This is a genomic window from Rhizobium sp. 01N424 (genome assembly GCF_056399485.1).
Genome location: NZ_JBFTRK010000001.1, coordinates 640,353 through 657,409, shown reverse-complemented (window position 1 = coordinate 657,409; position 17,057 = coordinate 640,353). Strand labels below are relative to the sequence as shown.

General features: G+C 60.1%; 22 protein-coding genes. 16 read left to right on the top strand and 6 right to left on the bottom strand.

Annotated elements, in window-relative coordinates; all coding sequences use genetic code 11:
* Nucleotides 1–16 precede the first annotated feature (16 nt).
* Nucleotides 17–1,426, bottom strand: coding sequence for a chromate efflux transporter (chrA, locus tag AC1DNK_RS03370; protein WP_477939286.1), 1,410 nt, complete (start codon nt 1,424–1,426; stop codon nt 17–19).
* Between the two features lie 168 nt (nt 1,427–1,594).
* Here chrA and groES point away from each other — a divergent pair, with 168 nt between their 5' ends.
* The 4 genes from groES to AC1DNK_RS03350 all read left to right on the top strand — a co-directional run bounded on the left by groES (nt 1,595) and on the right by AC1DNK_RS03350 (nt 4,691).
* A complete protein-coding gene (gene groES / locus AC1DNK_RS03365; protein ID WP_004675403.1) occupies nt 1,595–1,891 on the top strand; it encodes a co-chaperone GroES in 297 nt (98 codons plus the stop codon).
* Between the two features lie 56 nt (nt 1,892–1,947).
* Nucleotides 1,948–3,588: a chaperonin GroEL gene (gene groL / locus AC1DNK_RS03360; RefSeq protein WP_112390583.1), complete on the top strand. Its 1,641-nt coding sequence runs from the start codon at nt 1,948–1,950 to the stop codon at nt 3,586–3,588.
* 248 nt (nt 3,589–3,836) lie between these two features.
* Entirely contained in the window at nt 3,837–4,115 is a 279-nt protein-coding gene (locus AC1DNK_RS03355; RefSeq protein WP_477939285.1) for a hypothetical protein, read from the top strand.
* 129 nt (nt 4,116–4,244) lie between these two features.
* The gene (locus AC1DNK_RS03350) at nt 4,245–4,691 is read left to right on the top strand and encodes a hypothetical protein (protein ID WP_112390584.1); all 447 of its coding nucleotides are present in this window, start codon (nt 4,245–4,247) and stop codon (nt 4,689–4,691) included.
* A gap of 56 nt (nt 4,692–4,747) precedes the next feature.
* Here the strand turns inward: AC1DNK_RS03350 and AC1DNK_RS03345 are convergent, their stop codons facing one another.
* Nucleotides 4,748–5,458: a glutathione binding-like protein gene (locus AC1DNK_RS03345; RefSeq protein ID WP_477939284.1), complete on the bottom strand. Its 711-nt coding sequence runs from the start codon at nt 5,456–5,458 to the stop codon at nt 4,748–4,750.
* A gap of 197 nt (nt 5,459–5,655) precedes the next feature.
* Here AC1DNK_RS03345 and AC1DNK_RS03340 point away from each other — a divergent pair, with 197 nt between their 5' ends.
* Nucleotides 5,656–6,102: a DoxX family protein gene (locus AC1DNK_RS03340; RefSeq protein WP_112390586.1), complete on the top strand. Its 447-nt coding sequence runs from the start codon at nt 5,656–5,658 to the stop codon at nt 6,100–6,102.
* 79 nt (nt 6,103–6,181) lie between these two features.
* On the opposite strand, the gene hisG is transcribed toward AC1DNK_RS03340, so the two are convergent.
* The 3 genes from hisG to hisS all read right to left on the bottom strand — a co-directional run bounded on the left by hisG (nt 6,182) and on the right by hisS (nt 9,696).
* On the bottom strand, nt 6,182–6,877 hold the full coding sequence (gene hisG / locus AC1DNK_RS03335; protein WP_477939282.1) for an ATP phosphoribosyltransferase: 696 nt from the start codon (nt 6,875–6,877) through the stop codon (nt 6,182–6,184).
* Complete coding sequence (locus AC1DNK_RS03330; RefSeq protein ID WP_477939280.1) at nt 6,874–7,995, bottom strand: ATP phosphoribosyltransferase regulatory subunit; 1,122 nt, start codon at nt 7,993–7,995, stop codon at nt 6,874–6,876. The genes hisG and AC1DNK_RS03330 overlap by 4 nt, the downstream gene beginning before the upstream one ends.
* Nucleotides 7,996–8,175: 180 nt before the next feature.
* Nucleotides 8,176–9,696: a histidine--tRNA ligase gene (hisS, locus tag AC1DNK_RS03325; protein WP_477939279.1), complete on the bottom strand. Its 1,521-nt coding sequence runs from the start codon at nt 9,694–9,696 to the stop codon at nt 8,176–8,178.
* Nucleotides 9,697–9,819: 123 nt separating this feature from the next.
* Here hisS and relB point away from each other — a divergent pair, with 123 nt between their 5' ends.
* The 10 genes from relB (at nt 9,820) to AC1DNK_RS03275 (ending at nt 15,055) form a co-directional block, all read left to right on the top strand.
* Nucleotides 9,820–10,047, top strand: a complete 228-nt coding sequence (relB, locus tag AC1DNK_RS03320; protein WP_477939277.1) for a type II toxin-antitoxin system RelB family antitoxin — start codon at nt 9,820–9,822, stop codon at nt 10,045–10,047.
* Nucleotides 10,031–10,300, top strand: a complete 270-nt coding sequence (locus tag AC1DNK_RS03315) for a type II toxin-antitoxin system RelE family toxin (protein WP_477939276.1) — start codon at nt 10,031–10,033, stop codon at nt 10,298–10,300. The genes relB and AC1DNK_RS03315 overlap by 17 nt, the downstream gene beginning before the upstream one ends.
* A 6-nt stretch (nt 10,301–10,306) precedes the next feature.
* On the top strand, nt 10,307–11,068 hold the full coding sequence (locus tag AC1DNK_RS03310) for a hypothetical protein (protein ID WP_477939275.1): 762 nt from the start codon (nt 10,307–10,309) through the stop codon (nt 11,066–11,068).
* 66 nt (nt 11,069–11,134) lie between these two features.
* Entirely contained in the window at nt 11,135–11,413 is a 279-nt protein-coding gene (locus AC1DNK_RS03305) for a BrnT family toxin (protein ID WP_477939273.1), read from the top strand.
* Nucleotides 11,376–11,687 (top strand): BrnA antitoxin family protein, encoded by a 312-nt coding sequence (locus AC1DNK_RS03300; RefSeq protein WP_477939272.1) that lies wholly within the window; start codon nt 11,376–11,378, stop codon nt 11,685–11,687. Before AC1DNK_RS03305 ends, AC1DNK_RS03300 begins: the two co-directional genes overlap by 38 nt.
* Before the next feature lie 45 nt (nt 11,688–11,732).
* Nucleotides 11,733–12,101, top strand: a complete 369-nt coding sequence (locus AC1DNK_RS03295; RefSeq protein ID WP_112518411.1) for a hypothetical protein — start codon at nt 11,733–11,735, stop codon at nt 12,099–12,101.
* A gap of 69 nt (nt 12,102–12,170) precedes the next feature.
* Nucleotides 12,171–12,527 (top strand): CopM family metallochaperone, encoded by a 357-nt coding sequence (copM, locus tag AC1DNK_RS03290; protein WP_477939270.1) that lies wholly within the window; start codon nt 12,171–12,173, stop codon nt 12,525–12,527.
* Nucleotides 12,528–12,711: 184 nt separating this feature from the next.
* Nucleotides 12,712–14,016, top strand: a complete 1,305-nt coding sequence (locus tag AC1DNK_RS03285; protein ID WP_477939268.1) for a TadE/TadG family type IV pilus assembly protein — start codon at nt 12,712–12,714, stop codon at nt 14,014–14,016.
* Nucleotides 14,013–14,531: a TadE/TadG family type IV pilus assembly protein gene (locus AC1DNK_RS03280; protein WP_477939267.1), complete on the top strand. Its 519-nt coding sequence runs from the start codon at nt 14,013–14,015 to the stop codon at nt 14,529–14,531. Before AC1DNK_RS03285 ends, AC1DNK_RS03280 begins: the two co-directional genes overlap by 4 nt.
* 2 nt (nt 14,532–14,533) lie before the next feature.
* Entirely contained in the window at nt 14,534–15,055 is a 522-nt protein-coding gene (locus tag AC1DNK_RS03275; protein WP_477939265.1) for a TadE/TadG family type IV pilus assembly protein, read from the top strand.
* Nucleotides 15,056–15,062: 7 nt separating this feature from the next.
* On the opposite strand, the gene AC1DNK_RS03270 is transcribed toward AC1DNK_RS03275, so the two are convergent.
* Nucleotides 15,063–16,112, bottom strand: coding sequence for an aldo/keto reductase (locus AC1DNK_RS03270; RefSeq protein WP_477939264.1), 1,050 nt, complete (start codon nt 16,110–16,112; stop codon nt 15,063–15,065).
* A gap of 239 nt (nt 16,113–16,351) precedes the next feature.
* Between AC1DNK_RS03270 and AC1DNK_RS03265 the strand changes: the two genes are divergently transcribed.
* Nucleotides 16,352–17,056, top strand: coding sequence for an HAD family hydrolase (locus AC1DNK_RS03265; RefSeq protein ID WP_477939263.1), 705 nt, complete (start codon nt 16,352–16,354; stop codon nt 17,054–17,056).
* The last annotated feature ends 1 nt before the right edge of the window (nt 17,057 follow it).

The window sequence follows — 17,057 nt, the reverse complement described above, 5'->3', positions numbered from 1 at the left end:
AAAACAGCCGGGCGCGCTAGAGAAGCAACTCGACGCCGCGCACAGCCAGCCCGGCTGTAGCCGCGAAGCCGAGAATGCTGACGATGCCGAGCTTGAAGCGGAAAAGCATGATGCAGGCAGCCACGAAGATCAGCGCCGCGGCAATATTCAAACTGCTCCAGACCGGCCATGCCAGGCTGACGAGCGGCAGGCCGGTGGCGCGAGAGAGAAGCGCGATATTGCCGACATCGGCAAAGAGAACATGCAGGCCAAACCATAGGGCCAGATTGAGGATGACGCCGACGACGGCAGCAGTGATCGCCGACAGGGCCGCCGACAACACCTTGTTCTGGCGAAGCTTCTCCACATAAGGCGCACCGGCGAAGATCCAGATGAAGCTCGGCACGAAGGTCGCCCAGGCGGCGAGGCTGGCGCCGATCGCGCCGCCGAACAGCGGATCGATGCCGAGCGCATTGCGGAAACCGGCCATGAAGCCGACGAAACAGAGGACAAGCACCAGCGGACCCGGCGTCGTCTCGGCCAACGCAAGACCATCCAGCATTTCACCGGGGCGCAGCCACGCATAGTGTTCGACCGCCACCTGCGCGACATAGGAGAGCACGGCATAAGCGCCGCCGAAGGTGACGACCGCCATCTTGGAGAAGAAGACAAAGACGGCGGCGAAGACATTGGTCTCGCCGCTCAGCGCCTCGGCAATCAGATCCTGCGGACCATGAATCTCGCGGACGATCAGCAGCGGAAACTGCCAGACGATCACCCAGAAAGCGAGGATCAGGAACGGCCTGGCGATATTTCGGCTGGTCAGCCCTGACAGCATTCCCTTGGCGGGCTTAGAGGCCTCGGCTGGCGCCACGCCCTCCACCTTTCGCCTGCGACGCTCGACGAGGAAGCCGGCAATGCCTGCGGCAAGGACCACGAGCGGGAATGGCAGATTGAGCAGGAAGAGCGCCACGAAGGAGGCAGCAGCCACATAATAGTGAAAGCTCGATTTCAGCGCCCGGCCGGCCACCCGCATCAGCGCCTCGATGACAACGGCGAGCACGGCCGCCTTGAGGCCGAAGAATAGAGCGAGCAGCCACTCGGCGTTCTGGAAATAGGCATAGAGACCGGAGAGGACCAGGATGACCAGAAAGCCCGGCAAGATGAAGAGAAGGCCGGCGACGATGCCGCCGCGCACACCATGCATCAGCCAGCCGATATAGGTGGCAAGCTGCTGGGCCTCGGGACCCGGCAACAGCATGCAATAGTTCAAGGCATGCAGAAAACGGTCTTCGGAGATCCAGCGCTTTTCCTCGACCACGGTCTTGTGCATCAGGGCGATCTGCCCGGCAGGACCGCCGAAGCTCAGACAGCCGATACGCGCCCAGACGGCAAATGCCTCGGAAAAAGCGGGCCGTGGCAGGGGCTCGGCAACCACGTCAGACAAATCCCCTCACCTCTCCACAATTCCGGCGCAAAAATCCGTGAATGGTTTCCTTGACTCTTTCTGGAGCCATCCCTAAATGCACGTCGCTAGCACTCCTCAATGGAGAGTGCTAACACTCATCCATGTGGACCCCGGTCCGCGAATGTCATTTGATCGAGGGATTAGACAATGGCAAGCACCAACTTCCGCCCCCTTCACGATCGCGTCGTTGTTCGCCGCGTTGAGTCCGAAGAAAAGACCAAGGGTGGCATCATCATCCCGGACACCGCCAAGGAAAAGCCGCAGGAAGGCGAAATCGTCGCCGTCGGTTCGGGCGCTCGTGACGAGTCCGGCAAGGTCGTCGCTCTCGACGTCAAGGCTGGCGACCGCGTTCTGTTCGGCAAGTGGTCGGGCACCGAAGTCAAGATCAACGGCGAAGACCTTCTGATCATGAAGGAAGCCGACATCATGGGCATTATCGGCTAATCAGCCGGTTATCCCGTTCAGATTATCGCTGACACCCCTTTTCAGGAGTTCTCAAAATGGCAGCTAAAGAAGTAAAGTTCGGCCGCTCTGCGCGCGAAAAGATGCTGCGCGGCGTCGATATCCTCGCTGACGCAGTGCAGGTCACCCTCGGTCCGAAGGGCCGTAACGTTGTTATCGACAAGTCCTTCGGCGCTCCGCGCATCACCAAGGACGGTGTTTCGGTCGCCAAGGAAATCGAACTCGAAGACAAGTTCGAAAACATGGGCGCCCAGATGGTCCGCGAAGTTGCTTCGAAGACCAACGACATCGCCGGCGACGGCACCACGACGGCAACCGTTCTGGCCCGCGCTATCGTTCGTGAAGGCGCAAAGGCTGTTGCAGCCGGCATGAACCCGATGGACCTGAAGCGCGGTATCGACCTCGCTGTTGCAGAAGTCGTCAAGGACCTGCAGGCGAAGGCCAAGAAGATCTCCACCTCGGCTGAAGTTGCCCAGGTCGGCACGATCTCCGCAAACGGCGACAAGCAGGTTGGCGAAGACATCGCTGAAGCCATGCAGAAGGTCGGCAACGAAGGTGTTATCACCGTCGAAGAAGCCAAGACCGCTGAAACCGAACTCGAAGTCGTCGAAGGCATGCAGTTCGACCGCGGCTACCTCAGCCCATACTTCGTGACCAACCCGGAAAAGATGATCGCCGACCTCGACGACGCTTACATTCTCCTCCACGAGAAGAAGCTCTCGAACCTGCAGGCGATGCTCCCGGTTCTCGAAGCCGTCGTTCAGACCGGCAAGCCGCTCCTCATCATCGCTGAAGACGTCGAAGGCGAAGCTCTTGCTACGCTCGTCGTCAACAAGCTGCGTGGCGGCCTGAAAATCGCTGCCGTCAAGGCTCCTGGCTTCGGCGACCGCCGCAAGGCCATGCTGGAGGACATCGCTATCCTCACGGGCGGCACTGTCATCTCCGAAGACCTCGGCATCAAGCTCGAATCCGTAACGCTCGACATGCTCGGCCGTTCGAAGAAGGTTTCGATCTCCAAGGAAAACACCACGATCGTCGACGGCGCTGGCGCCAAGTCCGACATCGAAGGCCGCGTTGCACAGATCAAGGCTCAGATCGAAGAAACCTCTTCCGATTATGACCGCGAAAAGCTGCAGGAACGCCTTGCCAAGCTCGCTGGCGGCGTTGCCGTCATCCGCGTTGGCGGCTCCACGGAAATCGAAGTCAAGGAAAAGAAGGACCGCATCGACGACGCTCTGAACGCGACGCGCGCTGCTGTTCAGGAAGGTATCGTCCCCGGCGGCGGTATCGCTCTGCTCCGTTCCTCGACGAAGATCACTGCCAAGGGCGTGAACGACGACCAGGAAGCTGGCGTCAACATCGTCCGCAAGGCTCTTCAGTCGCTGGTTCGCCAGATCGCTGAGAACGCTGGTGATGAAGCTTCGATCGTTGTCGGCAAGGTCCTCGACAAGAACGAAGACAACTACGGCTACAACGCCCAGACGTCTGAATATGGCGACATGATCGCCATGGGCATCGTCGACCCGGTCAAGGTTGTCCGTACGGCTCTGCAGAACGCAGCTTCGGTTGCTTCGCTGCTGATCACCACGGAAGCCATGATTGCCGAGCTGCCGAAGAAGGACGCTCCTGGTGGCATGCCTGGCGGCATGGGCGGCATGGGCGGTATGGACATGATGTAAGACCTTCGGGTCTGACATCTGAGCCAACCGGTTCAGTTACGGAAGGGCGGTCTTCGGGCCGCCCTTTTCATTTGGCGGATAGCGATTCGGCCTTACCAATTTTTAGAGTCTCAACGACGGAACCGATAAAACGTTTAAGCGTCTATTCCGCACCGAAATCAGACTCTGAAGCTTTCGCGAGCCTTACCAAGCTGTGTTTTTTATCAGCAGCTGATATTTCTTAATGAAATTGGTTTCACTGCGATAATGTGAAAATTTTGCAAAGCGTAACCGTTTACATCTCGCGAAACGGGCAACTTTTTACTTTGATTTCTGCTACCTTTTATAGAAGCATGCAATATATCGCATCCTTCGCGTTGCGGATTACCCCCGAAAAAGCATTTGCCGCCTCTCAAAAACTGCCTATAAATCCGCGCTGCGAATTGCAGTGCATGACGATATTTTTCCGCCCGCCAGCGGAAGACCGTATTTTGCAAATGACACCGGCTGCAGAGCATTCCGCGCCAGAATTTTTGAGAAGAGCATGAAAGGGTTCCGCACCGGCGGCGCCGTAATTCTGCTCACGGCCGGACATGATGACCGGTGCGCATGAAGATGTTTTCGTCACACCGCACGAGTGCGCTGCATTGAACTGCGCCCGACACGGGGAACCCCATTTGTTCAAGATCGCCAAAGCCAATGTTGCCGCCCCGCTCACGCCTGGCTCCTTTGATCTGACCCATCACAATCAGGAAATGCTGGCGCAGTTTTCCGTCTCCGAGGCCTGGAACGGTGACTTTTCGAGCGGCATCATCCGGCTCGGCGAATGGAGCTCGATGCTTCACGGTCTGGCCGGCCAGGAATGCGGGCTGCTGAGCCTTATGCGCTGTTATGACGTCAAGGACCGTGCCCATATCCTGGCGCTGTTCGAACAAGCAGCAACGCTCTCCTCGTCCTTCTGTTTCTCGACGACGATCGTCATGCCGAACGGCTTCCGCCAGCCGCTGTTCTGCATGGGCGAGTCCGCCGGACTTGAGGAGAAATACGCCGGCAGCATGGTCGGCGTCTTCATCTTCCCGCGCTTCAAGCTTGAAAACACCAGTCAGGCCGCCAGCCGCCAGTAAACGGTAGAGCTCTATGAAAAAGGCCGGTCTCGCGACAGGCCTTTTTGTTTGCGCTACTACTCCGGCTTCACCGGAACGTTGAGCCCCTTGGCGCTGGCCGGGCGGGCAATGCAGCGCTCCAGCCAGGCCCGCACGGCCGGGAACTTCTCATATTCCAGAACCTTGCCACCGCCATAGAACAGATCGGCGCCACGGATCCATGGGAACGTCGTGATATCGGCGATCGTGTATTCATCGCCCATGATCCACTGGCGGCCCTGCAGACGGCCTTCCAGGATGCCCAGCAGACGCTTGGCCTCGTCGCGATAGCGCTCCATCGGATAGGAATTGTTGGCGACCTTATCGGCCGCAAACTTGTAGAAGTGGCCGAACTGGCCAAGCATCGGGCCAAGGCCCGACATCTGGAAGAACACCCACTGAATGGTTTCGTAGCGGCCAGCCGCATCGGCGGGGATCAGCTTGCCGGTCTTCTCGGCGAGATAAAGCAGGATGGCGCCGGATTCGAAGATACCGATCGGCTTCCCGTCAGGACCGTTCGGATCGATGATCGCAGGGATACGGCCGTTCGGATTGAGGGAAACGAATTCCGGCGACTTCTGGTCATTATTGGCGAAGCCGACATAGTGCGGCTCGTAGGGCAGGCCGAGTTCCTCCAGTGCCACCGAAATCTTCACGCCGTTCGGCGTCTGCAGCGAATAAAGCTGGATGACATCGGGATTTTTTGCTGGCCAGCGCTTGGTGATCGGGAAACTTGAAAGGTCTTCCATTGAAATCTCCATGGGGTTTGGACCCTGACCATAGACAGGCGGGCGGCGCCAAGACAAGCGGCGGGAGACGGATCATCGTTTCAAAATACTGAACGAACCGTCCCCTTTCGTTTATCTTTCCAGCTGCGACAAAATGCGCGACAAGTGGGTCAACGAGATCAGCCGATCTCACAGTGATTCAAACGGAGATTACTTCCATGTCGAATACGACCAACATCATCGTTCTCGTCGCCCGCATTCTTCTGTCCTTCATGTTCATACTCGCCGGCTTCGGCAAGCTCACCGACCCGGCTGGCACTGCCGGCATGATCGCAGGCGCTGGCCTTCCCGCCTCCACCGCCCTCACCTACCTCGCAGGGCTCTTCGAGCTCGTGACCGGCCTTGCCGTTCTCGTCGGCTTCCAGGTGCGTATCGTCGGCTGGCTGCTGGCTGCCTTTTGTATCTTCACGGCCGTCGTCTTCCACCTGCCTGCCGTCAACGTTCCTGATTTCCCGGCCGGCGCAAACGGCTGGATCAACGCTCTGAACCAGATCATGGTCATGAAGAACTTCACGCTGGCCGGCGCCTACATCCTGCTCGCCACCGTCGGCGCTGGCGCCTATTCGATCGATGCACGCCGCGGCGCATATCCGGTCGCTGCCTAAGCGAAATCGGCCTCCCAAGCATAAAGAAACCCGCCGTCGCGAGACGGCGGGTTTTTTCGTTTCCGAAATCCGGAAGAAATCAGAGCGCGCCGCGTACCGCGGCGACGATCTTCGCCACCGACGGCTCGGCCGCATGGCCTTCCTTGCGGGCGCGAACGAGGCAGGCCTCGGAGCGCAGGATGACGCCGTCATTGAGGACGCGCAGATGGTTTGCCCGCAGCGTCGAGCCCGTCGAGGTGATATCGACGATGACATCCGCCGAACCGGAGGCCGGTGCGCCCTCGGTCGCCCCCAGGCTCTCGACGATGCGATAAAGCTGGATGCCGTGCTGGCTGGAGAAGAACTGCTGCGTCAGCCGCCAGTATTTGGTGGCGATCGTCAGACGGCGGCCATGGCGGGCGCGGAACTCAGCCGCGACGTCGCCGAGATCGGCCATGGTATCGACGTCGAGCCAGATCTCCGGAACGGCGACGACGACATCGGCATGACCGAAGCCGAGCCGGGCGCAGAATTCGACACGCTTGTCGGTTTCGGCCAGACCTTCGCGCACCAGATCTTCCCCGGTGACGCCGAAATCGATCGAGCCGTTGCCGAGCTCGCGGGAGATTTCCGACGCCGACAGGAAGGCGACCTCGACATCATCCCAGCCTTCGACGCGGCCACGATAGGAGCGGTCGTTGCCGACGGCGGTGATTTTCATGCCTGCGCGCTCGAAAATGGCGGAGGCATCGTCCTTCATGCGGCCCTTGGAGGGCAGTGCGATGGTCACAGTCATGCGACGGCCCTTTCCGTTTCGATGCGATCGAGCCAGAGCGAGAAGCCAACGGCGGGGATACGCTCCCGGGCGCCGAGGAAGTTCAGCAGCTTGTCAAAGCGCCCGCCACCGGCAAGCACGGCGGAAGAGCCCTCGACGCTGACCTCGAAGACGAGACCGGTGTAATAATCCAGCGGGCGGCCGAAAGCGGCGCGGTAATCCATCGACGAGAGATCGAGGCCAGCATTCGAAAGCGCGGCCAGACGGCTGTCGAAATGCGACAGTGCCGCACCGATCTTCAGCCCTGCGGCATCGGCAAAGCCTGCAAGCGCTGAAGATGCATCGGCCAGCGGCACGTTGAGTGACAGGAATTCTTCCAGCACGCGGAAGGCATCGTCATCGAGCCTTGTTTCCGACAGCACCAGCTTTTCCCTGAGGCGGCGGGCAATATCGGCAGGCGAGCGGCTGGCATTGGTCGAATAGCCGGTCGCTTCCATCGTCTGATCGATATGGGCGATGAGCGCCTTGTCATCGCCGGCTGCAACGAGCCTGGCAATGTCGTCATCGAGGCCGGTGACGAATTGCGGGCTGACGAGGCTGGCCAGCAGCGCCTCAATCTGCGTCATGTTGCCGAAGGCGTGGATCAGCCGCTTCTGCCAGCCGAGCGGCAGGCCAAGCGCCTGGACAACCGCCTCGAAGACGGCCTGGTCGCCCAGAACGGTCGAGACCGTCTTTCCCGGGATCAGCCGCTGCAGGATGGCGATGGCATCGCCGATGGCGCGCGCATCGGCGCTCGCCGTATCGGTCTCGCCGAGATCCTCAATCCCCGCCTGATAGAACTCGTTGCTGCCATCACGCCGCTGGCGGAAGACCTCGCCGAGATAGGAATAGCGCTTCGGCGTACCGGTCGCCGTTTCGATGTGGCGCAGGCAGACGGGAATGGTGAATTCCGGCCGCAGGCAGAGGCTGGCGCCGGTTTCGCTTTCCGTCATGAAAATACGGCGGCGGAGGTCCTCGCCGGCGATATCGAGGAAGGGTTCGGCCGGCTGGATGACGGGCATGTCGATGCGCTCGGTGTTGCGGGCGGCGAACTCGGCGAGGAGATCGGTTGAGAAGGCGGGGAGGTTTGTCAGAGGCATGGCGTTGAAGTCTCCGGGGATACCCCCCTCTGTCCTGCCGGACATCTCCCCCTCAAGGGGGGAGATCGGCCGGGCTCACACGCCCGCTCCACATTGACTGTTTGGCTCAGATCGAACAACGAGTCGATCTCCCCCCTTGAGGGGGAGATGGCCGGCAGGCCAGAGGGGGGTGCGCCCCGCTCAGGCATTCGACGCCCGCTTCCGATCTTCCGCCTGCGCCGCCAGGATTTCCTTCACCTTGGCGACGAGATCGGCTTCCGCGACGGTTTCCTGCGCCACGCGCGCTTCGCGCCAGCTGGCATTGTCCTCGATCTCACCGGACAGGCGCTTGCCCTCGATCAGATCCTTGATCTGCACCACGCCGGTGGCGCGCTCGTCGCCGCCCTGGATGATGGCAACGGGGCAGCCGCGGCGATCGGCATATTTCAGCTGGTTGCCGAACTTCTTCCAGTTGCCCTGATACATCTCGGCGCGGATACCGGCAGCGCGCAGCTCCTGGGTGATCCGCTGATAGCGGCCCATGGCATCGACATCGCCATCCATGACGGTGACGAGAACCGGCTCGATCACCTCGCTCTGGCCGAGCTTGCCGAGGTTCTTCAACGCCGTCATCAGGCGCGACACGCCGATCGAGAAGCCTGTTGCCGGCACCGGCTGGCCCATGAAGCGCGAGACGAGGCCGTCATAACGTCCACCGCCGCCGACAGAGCCGAAGACGACCTTTTCGCCCTTCTCGTTGGTGACATCGAAGAGCAACTCGGCTTCGTAGACCGGGCCGGTATAATATTCGAGGCCGCGAACGACGGAGGGGTCAATCTTGATGCGGGTGCTGCCGTAACCGGCGCTGGTGACGAGGCTGCCGATGAAATTGAGTTCCTCGACGCCTTCCCCACCATTCGAGGTCCCGGCAACGAGTTCTGCAAGCTGGGCAGCACTTTCGGCATAGTCCTTGATGCCAACGAAGAAGAGCACCTTGTCGATCTGGTTCTGGTCGAGGCCGGCGCCCTTGGTGAAGTCGCCGGACTCATCCTTGCGGCCGGGGCCAAGCAGGAGGGCGACACCTTCAGGACCGAACTTGTCGAGCTTGTCGATGGCGCGCAGCACGTTGAGGCGCTGGGCGGCCTTGTCGTCACCGCCGAGACCGATCGCTTCCAGAACACCATCGAGAACCTTGCGGTTGTTGACGCGAATCACGTAATCGCCGCGCTTGATGCCGAGCGCTTCCATGGTATCGGCCATCATCATGCACATTTCGGCATCGGCCTGGACGCCGGGCGCGCCGACCGTATCGGCATCGAACTGCATGAACTGGCGGAAGCGGCCCGGGCCCGGCTTCTCGTTGCGGAAGACGTAGCCGGCGCGGTAGGTGCGGTAGGGCAGCTGGATATCGTTGAAATTCTCGGCGACATGACGGGCGAGCGGCGCCGTCAGATCGTAGCGCAGGCTCATCCATTGCTCGTCGTCGTCCTGAAGCGAGAAGACGCCTTCGTTCGGACGATCGGCGTCCGGCAGGAATTTGCCGAGCGCGTCGGTATATTCGAACAGCGGCGTTTCGACAGGATCGAAACCATAATGCTCGTAGACTTCGCGGATCTTCGCGGTCATTTCGTTGACGGCGCGAATATCGGCAGCCGAGCGGTCAACGAAGCCGCGCGGCAGGCGGGCCTTGAGCTTTTGCGGTTTCTTCTTGGTGTCGTTCATTTCAGGGGATTTCCACAGTGTGACAGTGGCGGTTTCCTAGCGGATTGGGCGGGGAGCGGCAAGGGCGAAGGGTGGCGAAGCCACTGGCGAACTGTTATATATTGGCCGATTGAGGATCGAGCGATGAACAAGCGCGTCACCATTGAAATGCCGGATGAAATTCATCGGCTGATCGCCGAGCACGCCGCCAAGGCCGGCGCGGCGACCGATGCCTATGTTCTCGAAGTGATCGAGCAGCATCTCGAAGACCTTAACGACATTGCCGCAGCGGATGCGGCGATGGATCGTATCGAACGCGGTGAAGAGGAAATCGTCAGCGCTGAGGAGTTCTGGCGTGGCATGGACGATTGAATATCTGCGCGCCACGCAGAAGAGCCTCAAAAAATTCAGCAAACAAGACCGGGACCGTATCCGCGCGTTTCTTGACGTGAGGCTTGCTGCACTCGACGACCCGCGCCAGCTGGGCGCAGCCCTTCAGGGCGACAGGCTCCGGCAATATTGGCGCTATCGCGTTGGCGACTTTCGCATTATCTGCGATATCCAGGACAGCCGGCTCGTCATCCTGGTGATCGAGATCGGTCATCGCCGCGAAATCTACCGTTAGACCTTCATGATAATCGAAGCCCTTTTCTATCTAGCAACGCTGCCGGTGACAGCAAAGCCGCACCGCAAGTTCATCCGCTATTCCGTCAACCTCTGGTCCCGCGCGAGGCGCTGCAGCGGCCAATGGGCGGAGCACGAGGAAAAGAGCCGGGCGGCGATGCTGGCCGCAGCATCCGGCCTCCGCCAGAAGCGCACGGCAGTGGTGCTCGGCTCCGGCCTGCTGCGCGACGTGCCGATCGAGGCACTAGCGAAGACCTTCGATACCGTGGTGCTTGTCGATCTGGTTCACCTCGCCTCCGTCCGTTTCTGGCTGAAGGCGAAAGGGTACCGGAATGTCCGCCTGATCGAGCGCGATCTTTCGGGCTATGGGGAGTTGCAGACGGCGGGCCATGCCGAGCCGCTCGGCTTTCTGCGCGGCGTACCCTACCTGGACTTCGTGGTTTCGGCGAACCTGCTGTCGCAGATCGGCCGCGGCGTGAAGCGGCGCTTCGAGGCAGAGCAAGACGGCGCCATGCCAGAGGACACCGTCCAGCGGCTGATCGCGGCGCATATCGATGGATTGAAAGCGCTTCCCTGCGCCACCTGTCTGGTGACCGATATTTCCTATGCCGTGAATGACCGGACCGGAAAACCCCATGAGACGGCCGATCTGCTGCAGGGCGTTCAGCCGCCAGCGGAGACCAAGGCATCCTGGGCCTGGCCGGTGGCGCCGCTTGGCGAGGAAAGCCGCGACTACCAGATCGTTCATCAGGTGATTGCCGTCTATTGAGATGCAGATTATTCTGGTTACAATCCAGGATTTATTGTATCACTTTTAATATCGGATATCATTGCGGTGAAGATCGTTTGGGACGAGCCGAAGCGGTTTCGAAATCTGACCAAGCACGGTCTGGATTTTCGCGAGCTCGATCTCGAATTCTTTGCCGACGCGGTGATTCTTGAAGCCAGAGACCGGCGGCTCAAGGCGATCGGCTTCGCTGTCGGCGACATCCTTTCAGTTGTCTTTGCAGCATTGGGCAGCGAAGGCATTTCAATCATCTCGATGCGCCCAGCGAGCCGGAAAGAGAGAAGGCTCTATGAAAAGCTCCAAACGGACAGTTCCCGCCCTCACTGACGAGGAGGAAGCACGGATTCAGCGCGGCATTGCCGACGACCCTGACAATCCCGAATGGACCGAGGAAGACTTCAAGAATGCGCGGCCTTTCGCGGAAGTGTTTCCCGAGCTTGCCGAGAGCATTCGCCGGGCGCGCGGCCGGCCGGTGATGGAGAAGCCGAAGCGGCAGATTTCGCTGCGGCTCGATCCTGATGTCATCGATGCCTTCAAGGCCACCGGCAAGGGTTGGCAGGGGCGGATCAACGATGTGCTGCGCAAGGCCGCAAAGCTTTAGGCGGAAGCCCTTGGCTGAACGCCTGCCATAACCTATGTCTCTGTCATGCGTCTCGTTTCGATCATAGCGATGATATTCGGCTGGCTGACGTTCAGCGCGTCCGCCTGGGCGGGCTGTCCTATGTGCGCAGCGATGAGCCAGCCATCGGCATCAGAGATGCAGCATGGCATGCATGGTATGGCCGATATGCCTGACTTGGTGGCGGAGCACAGTGGTCACGAGATGTCTAAGGACCCGTGCGCGCCGGGCAATCCAAGCCATATGTCGATTTGCTCCTACTGCGTGGTGACGCCTGCCGCCGTGATGATCAGTGATGGCGGAAAGCATGTCTTTGCGTATCCCGCACCAGCGGCAGCAAAGGCGCTTGCCGATCTGCGTCCCGCCCCGCAGGCGCCCCCTCCCCGTTTCATCTGACAATCGCGCGATACAGCCGCACGAGCATGATCGTGCAATCTCTTTTGTCAGACAGAGGAAGGACCTCGCATGTCTATGAAAATCATCGCTCTGATCTCCACTCTCGCCTTTGCCGCTCCGGCCTGCGCCGAGGATATACAGATGGACATGAGCAAGCCGATGGGCGACCACGGCGCCTCCAGTCACGCCTTTGCCGAGGCCAATGCCAAGATGCACAAGGACATGATGGTCGAGATGACCGGCAATGCCGATGTCGATTTCGTCCGTGGCATGATCCCACATCATCAGGGTGCGATCGACATGGCGAAGATCGAACTGCAATACGGCAAGGATCCGGAGATCCGCAAACTGGCCGAAGCCGTCATCAAGGCTCAGGAAGCTGAAATTGCCGAGATGAACGCATGGTTGAGTGAAAATACCAAGTAATCAATCATGAAGCGAGGCGCCAGTTCTAAAACTGGCGCCTTAGCCGCATAGATTTCGCGCTTAGCGATACTTCCGCAATCAAGATGCTATTATTGCGTTTTATTTAGAACGACTTAGTAATGTTTTGATTACGAAATTCTAATTTATGTAAAATACAAATCGTCTCATCAACTTAGGGAAATCGATGAGACATCTTCTTTCGAAAGCGCGCAGGCTCGCCCGCGAGACCAACGGCAATGTCGCCATGGTCTTCGCCCTGCTGCTCGTTCCGCTGATTGCCATGGGCGGTGCCGGCATCGATCTGGCGCGCTATGAAGCGATCCGCGTCGAAATGCAGGATGGCCTCGATCGCGGCGTGCTGGCTGCCGCTTCGCTTTCCCAGAAGGAGAAGCCCGAGGACACGCTGCGCAGCTTCATGAAGAACCTCGACTACGCACAGGACATCGCCCTCAACTTTACTGAGACGAAGGGGCTGAATTCCCGCAAGATCAATGCCAGCGCCGCCTATGTGATGAATACCACCTTCATCCACCTTGTCGGCGTCCGTCAGCTGAGCGTCGCGGCTGTCTCCACCGCCGAGGAAGCCAAGCAGAATATCGAGATGTCGCTGATGCTGGATATGTCCGGCTCGATGAACGGCAACCGCATCAAGAACCTGAAGAAGGCGGCCCAGCAGTTCATCGATCAGGTGCTGACCGACGAGACCAAGGATTATACGACGATCACCATCGTGCCCTATGCCGGACACGTGAATATCGGCGCGGCTGTTTTCGACAAGCTCGGCGCCAAGCGCGACCACTCGAACTCTTCCTGCGTCGAGCTCAGCACCACCGGTTTCGGCAGCGGCGTGCCGAGCTTCAAGGATGCGGCGCAAGTTCCGCATTTCACCCAGTGGAACTACGGCCGTACCGATCTGAAGCCCTGGTGGTGCCCGGTGGAATCGACGGCGATCACCTATTTCTCCAACGATGCGACCTATCTGAAGAACCGCATCACGCAGCTTGAACTGCATGATGGCACCGGCACGCAGAATGCCATGCAGTGGGGCTACATGCTGCTCAATCCGGGTGCCAAGACCATCGTCAATGCCGCGATCGACGCCAAGATGATGGATGCGAAATTCGCCAACCGGCCGGCGGCCTTCGGCGATCCGGATACGATGAAGGTCATCGTGCTGATGACGGATGGTGCGATCACCGAGCAGTACCGCCCGAAGGATTACAGCCGCCCGGTCAGCCAAGCGCCTGACAACAAGCAGATCATCAACTCCACGGATACGGCGAAGATGCTGTCTTCGGTCTGCACCGCGGCCAAGACAAACGGCATCACCGTCTTCACCATCGGTTTCGAAGTGAGTGGCAATGCGACGACGCAGATGACCAACTGCGCCACCAGCCCCGGCCATTACTATCCGGCGTCGGGCTCCGGCATCGGCGATGCCTTCAAGTCGATCTCGACCTCGATCAAGAAGCTGAGGCTGACACAGTGACCCGCATTCTCAATCGTCTCAGACGTGATCGCGGCGGCGCGGCCGGGATCGAATTCGCCATCCTGGCGCCGATCGTCTTCTCGCTTGTTTTCTCGACCTTCGAAGCGGGCTGGATCATGACGCAATCGATCATGCTCGACCGCGCCGTCAGCCGTGGTTCGCGCGCGCTGCAGGTCGCCGGTTCGAATTTCACCTATGATGATTTCAAGAAAAAGGTCTGCGACGAGGCGATCATTCTGACCAACTGCCTCAAGTCGATCCGCATCGAATTCACGCCGATCAGCAAATCGACCGACTTTCCGACAACCGAAACCTCCTGCGTTGACCGGAGCGTCAATATCGACCCTGTCACCACCTACACCGGCGGGCAGCGCTCGCAAATCGTTTTCGCGCGTGCCTGCTATGTGGTCGATCCGATCGTGCCGGGGCTTGGCTACGGCCTAGCGATGCCGAAGGACAATACTGGCGGCGTGCGGCTCACCTCGCGCTTCGCCTTCGTGAACGAGCCGGGCTGACAATGCGCACTTTCAAGAATTTCCTGCAGAACCGCTCCGGCGCCTCGGCGATCGAGTTTTCCTTCGTGGCGCCAGTGATGGTCTTCTTCTTCATCAGCAGCGTCGCCGTCTTCGACATGTTCCGGACCTATCAGAACATCGTCGAGGCCAATGGCGTGGTGGCGGATGTCATCTCGCGCCAGACCTCGATCGACGCGACCTTCGTTTCCAACATCTACGGCGTCTTCACCAATCTGCAGCAGAACAGCACGGCGCCGAGCGCGCTCCGGATCTCCAGCATCAAGAAGACCGCTGGCGTCTACAAGCTGGACTGGAAGAAGGAGAGCGGCACCGTCAGCCTGTTGAAGGCGCAGGTACTCGACAGCTCGACCTTGCCGCAGATCACAGACGGCGACTCGATCATCTATGTCGAGGGGGCCACGACCTACACGATGCTCTCCAACATCCTCGGCTTCGGGCAGATGACGTTCGCAGAGCGAGCCTTCACGCGACCGCGCTTCATCAGCGCGGTCGCCTTCAACTAGCGAAGGCTCAAGCCTTCGGCTCGAACGGTTCGGGGCGCCGGCCGGCGCCCTGACGGGCGACCATCCAGCCGGGATATTCAGGCGCCAGCGCGCTGACGTCGTCGAGCTTCTTCAGGTCTTCGGCATCGAGCTTTAGGCCTGTCGCCGCAAGGTTCTGATCGAGCTGCTCGATCCGCTTGGCACCGATGATAACCGTCGTGACGAAGGGCTTGGCCAGCACGTAGGAAAGCGCCACGGTGGCGACGCTGACGCCATGCTTCTCTGCGACTTCGCGCATCACAGCGACGCAGGCCCAGGCGCGGTCCTTGTCGACAGGCGGGAAATCGAAGGTGGCGCGGCGGCCCTCGCCGTTGCCGGGGGCGCCTGGACCATACTTGCCGGAAAGCAGACCGCCCGCGAGCGGCGACCAGACCATCAGGCCGAGCTTCTCCTCGTTCATCAGCGGCACGATCTCGCGCTCGAGATCACGGCCGGCGATCGAGTAATAGGCCTGGATCGTCTCGAAGCGGGCGAAACCGCGGCGTTCGGAAATGCCGAGCGCCTTGGCGATCCGCCATGCCTGCCAGTTTGAGACGCCGACATAGCGCACCTTGCCCTGGGCGACGAGATCGTCGAAAGCCCGCAGGGTTTCGTCGATCGGAGTGACGGTATCGGTCGCGTGGATCTGGTAGAGGTCGATGTGATCGGTCTGCAGCCGCTTCAGGCTGGCTTCGACCGAATCCATGATGTGGCCGCGCGAGGCGCCGCGGTCGTTGGGCTTGCTGCCCATCACGCCATAGACCTTGGTGGCAATGACGACGTCCTTTCGGGGGACGTTGAGGTTCTTCAGCGCCTGGCCGAGGAGCCGTTCGGATTCGCCGAAGGAATAGACGTCGGCGGTGTCGATGAAATTGACACCTGCGGCCAGCGAGCGCTCGACGATCTTGTCGGCGGCGGCCTGATCGACATCGGCGATGGCGCCCCAGGGGCTGCCTTCATTGGCTTCACCGAAGGTCATCGTTCCCAGGCAGATTTCGGAAACGAAAAGGCCGGTATTTCCAAGCTGATTGTATTTCATGAGGAAATTTCCTTGTGACTGCCACAGGCGGGGGTGCCCATGGACTGCTGAACGCAATCTTTTGATTATTGGCCTGCATGGCAGGCACAGCCGGGCTGGCTGCTGATGAGGCACTTTTTACGTAAGCGCGCCCGGCGGCATTTCAACAGCATGCGGCATCCCGTCCGTCAAAAAACAAAGCCCTTGTCTCGAACGGCCACGCCGATAGATTCAGGGCGAGGGAATTGCAGGAGCATCCGATGAGCAAGCACGCGCTGACGACGATCGGCTTCGATGCTGATGATACGCTCTGGCAGAACGAGCAATATTACCGGCTGACGGAAGCGCACTTCACCGAGCTGCTGGCCGATTTTGCCGAGGGACCGAAGATTTCGGAACGGCTGCTGGAAGCCGAGAAGCGCAACCTCGCCCATTACGGCTTCGGCATCAAAGGCTTCACGCTGTCGATGATCGAGACGGCGATCGAGATGACGGACGGCAGAGTCCCGGCGAGCGTGATCGCACAGATCCTCGATATCGGGCGCGATCTGCTTTCCCATCCGGTCGAAACCATGCCGCATGTGCAGGACACACTAGAGGCGTTGGCCGGGAACTACCTGCTAGTGCTGATCACCAAGGGCGACCTGTTCGACCAGGAGCGCAAGCTGGCGCAATCCGGCCTCGGCGATTTCTTCGATGCCGTCGAGATCGTCTCGGACAAGACGGCGGTTACCTACCGGCGGATTTTCTCGAAGGTGGGCGACGGGCCGGAGCGGGCGATGATGGTCGGCAACTCGCTGAAATCGGACATCGTGCCTGCCATTGCCGCCGGGAGCTACGGCGTGTTCGTGCCGCATGAGCTGACCTGGGTGCTGGAGCATATCGACGAGCCGTCCGACGCACCGCGTTTCCGCAAGATCCCGCATCTCGGGGAGTTGTGCGGGCTGCTCGATCAGTTGGGCTGAC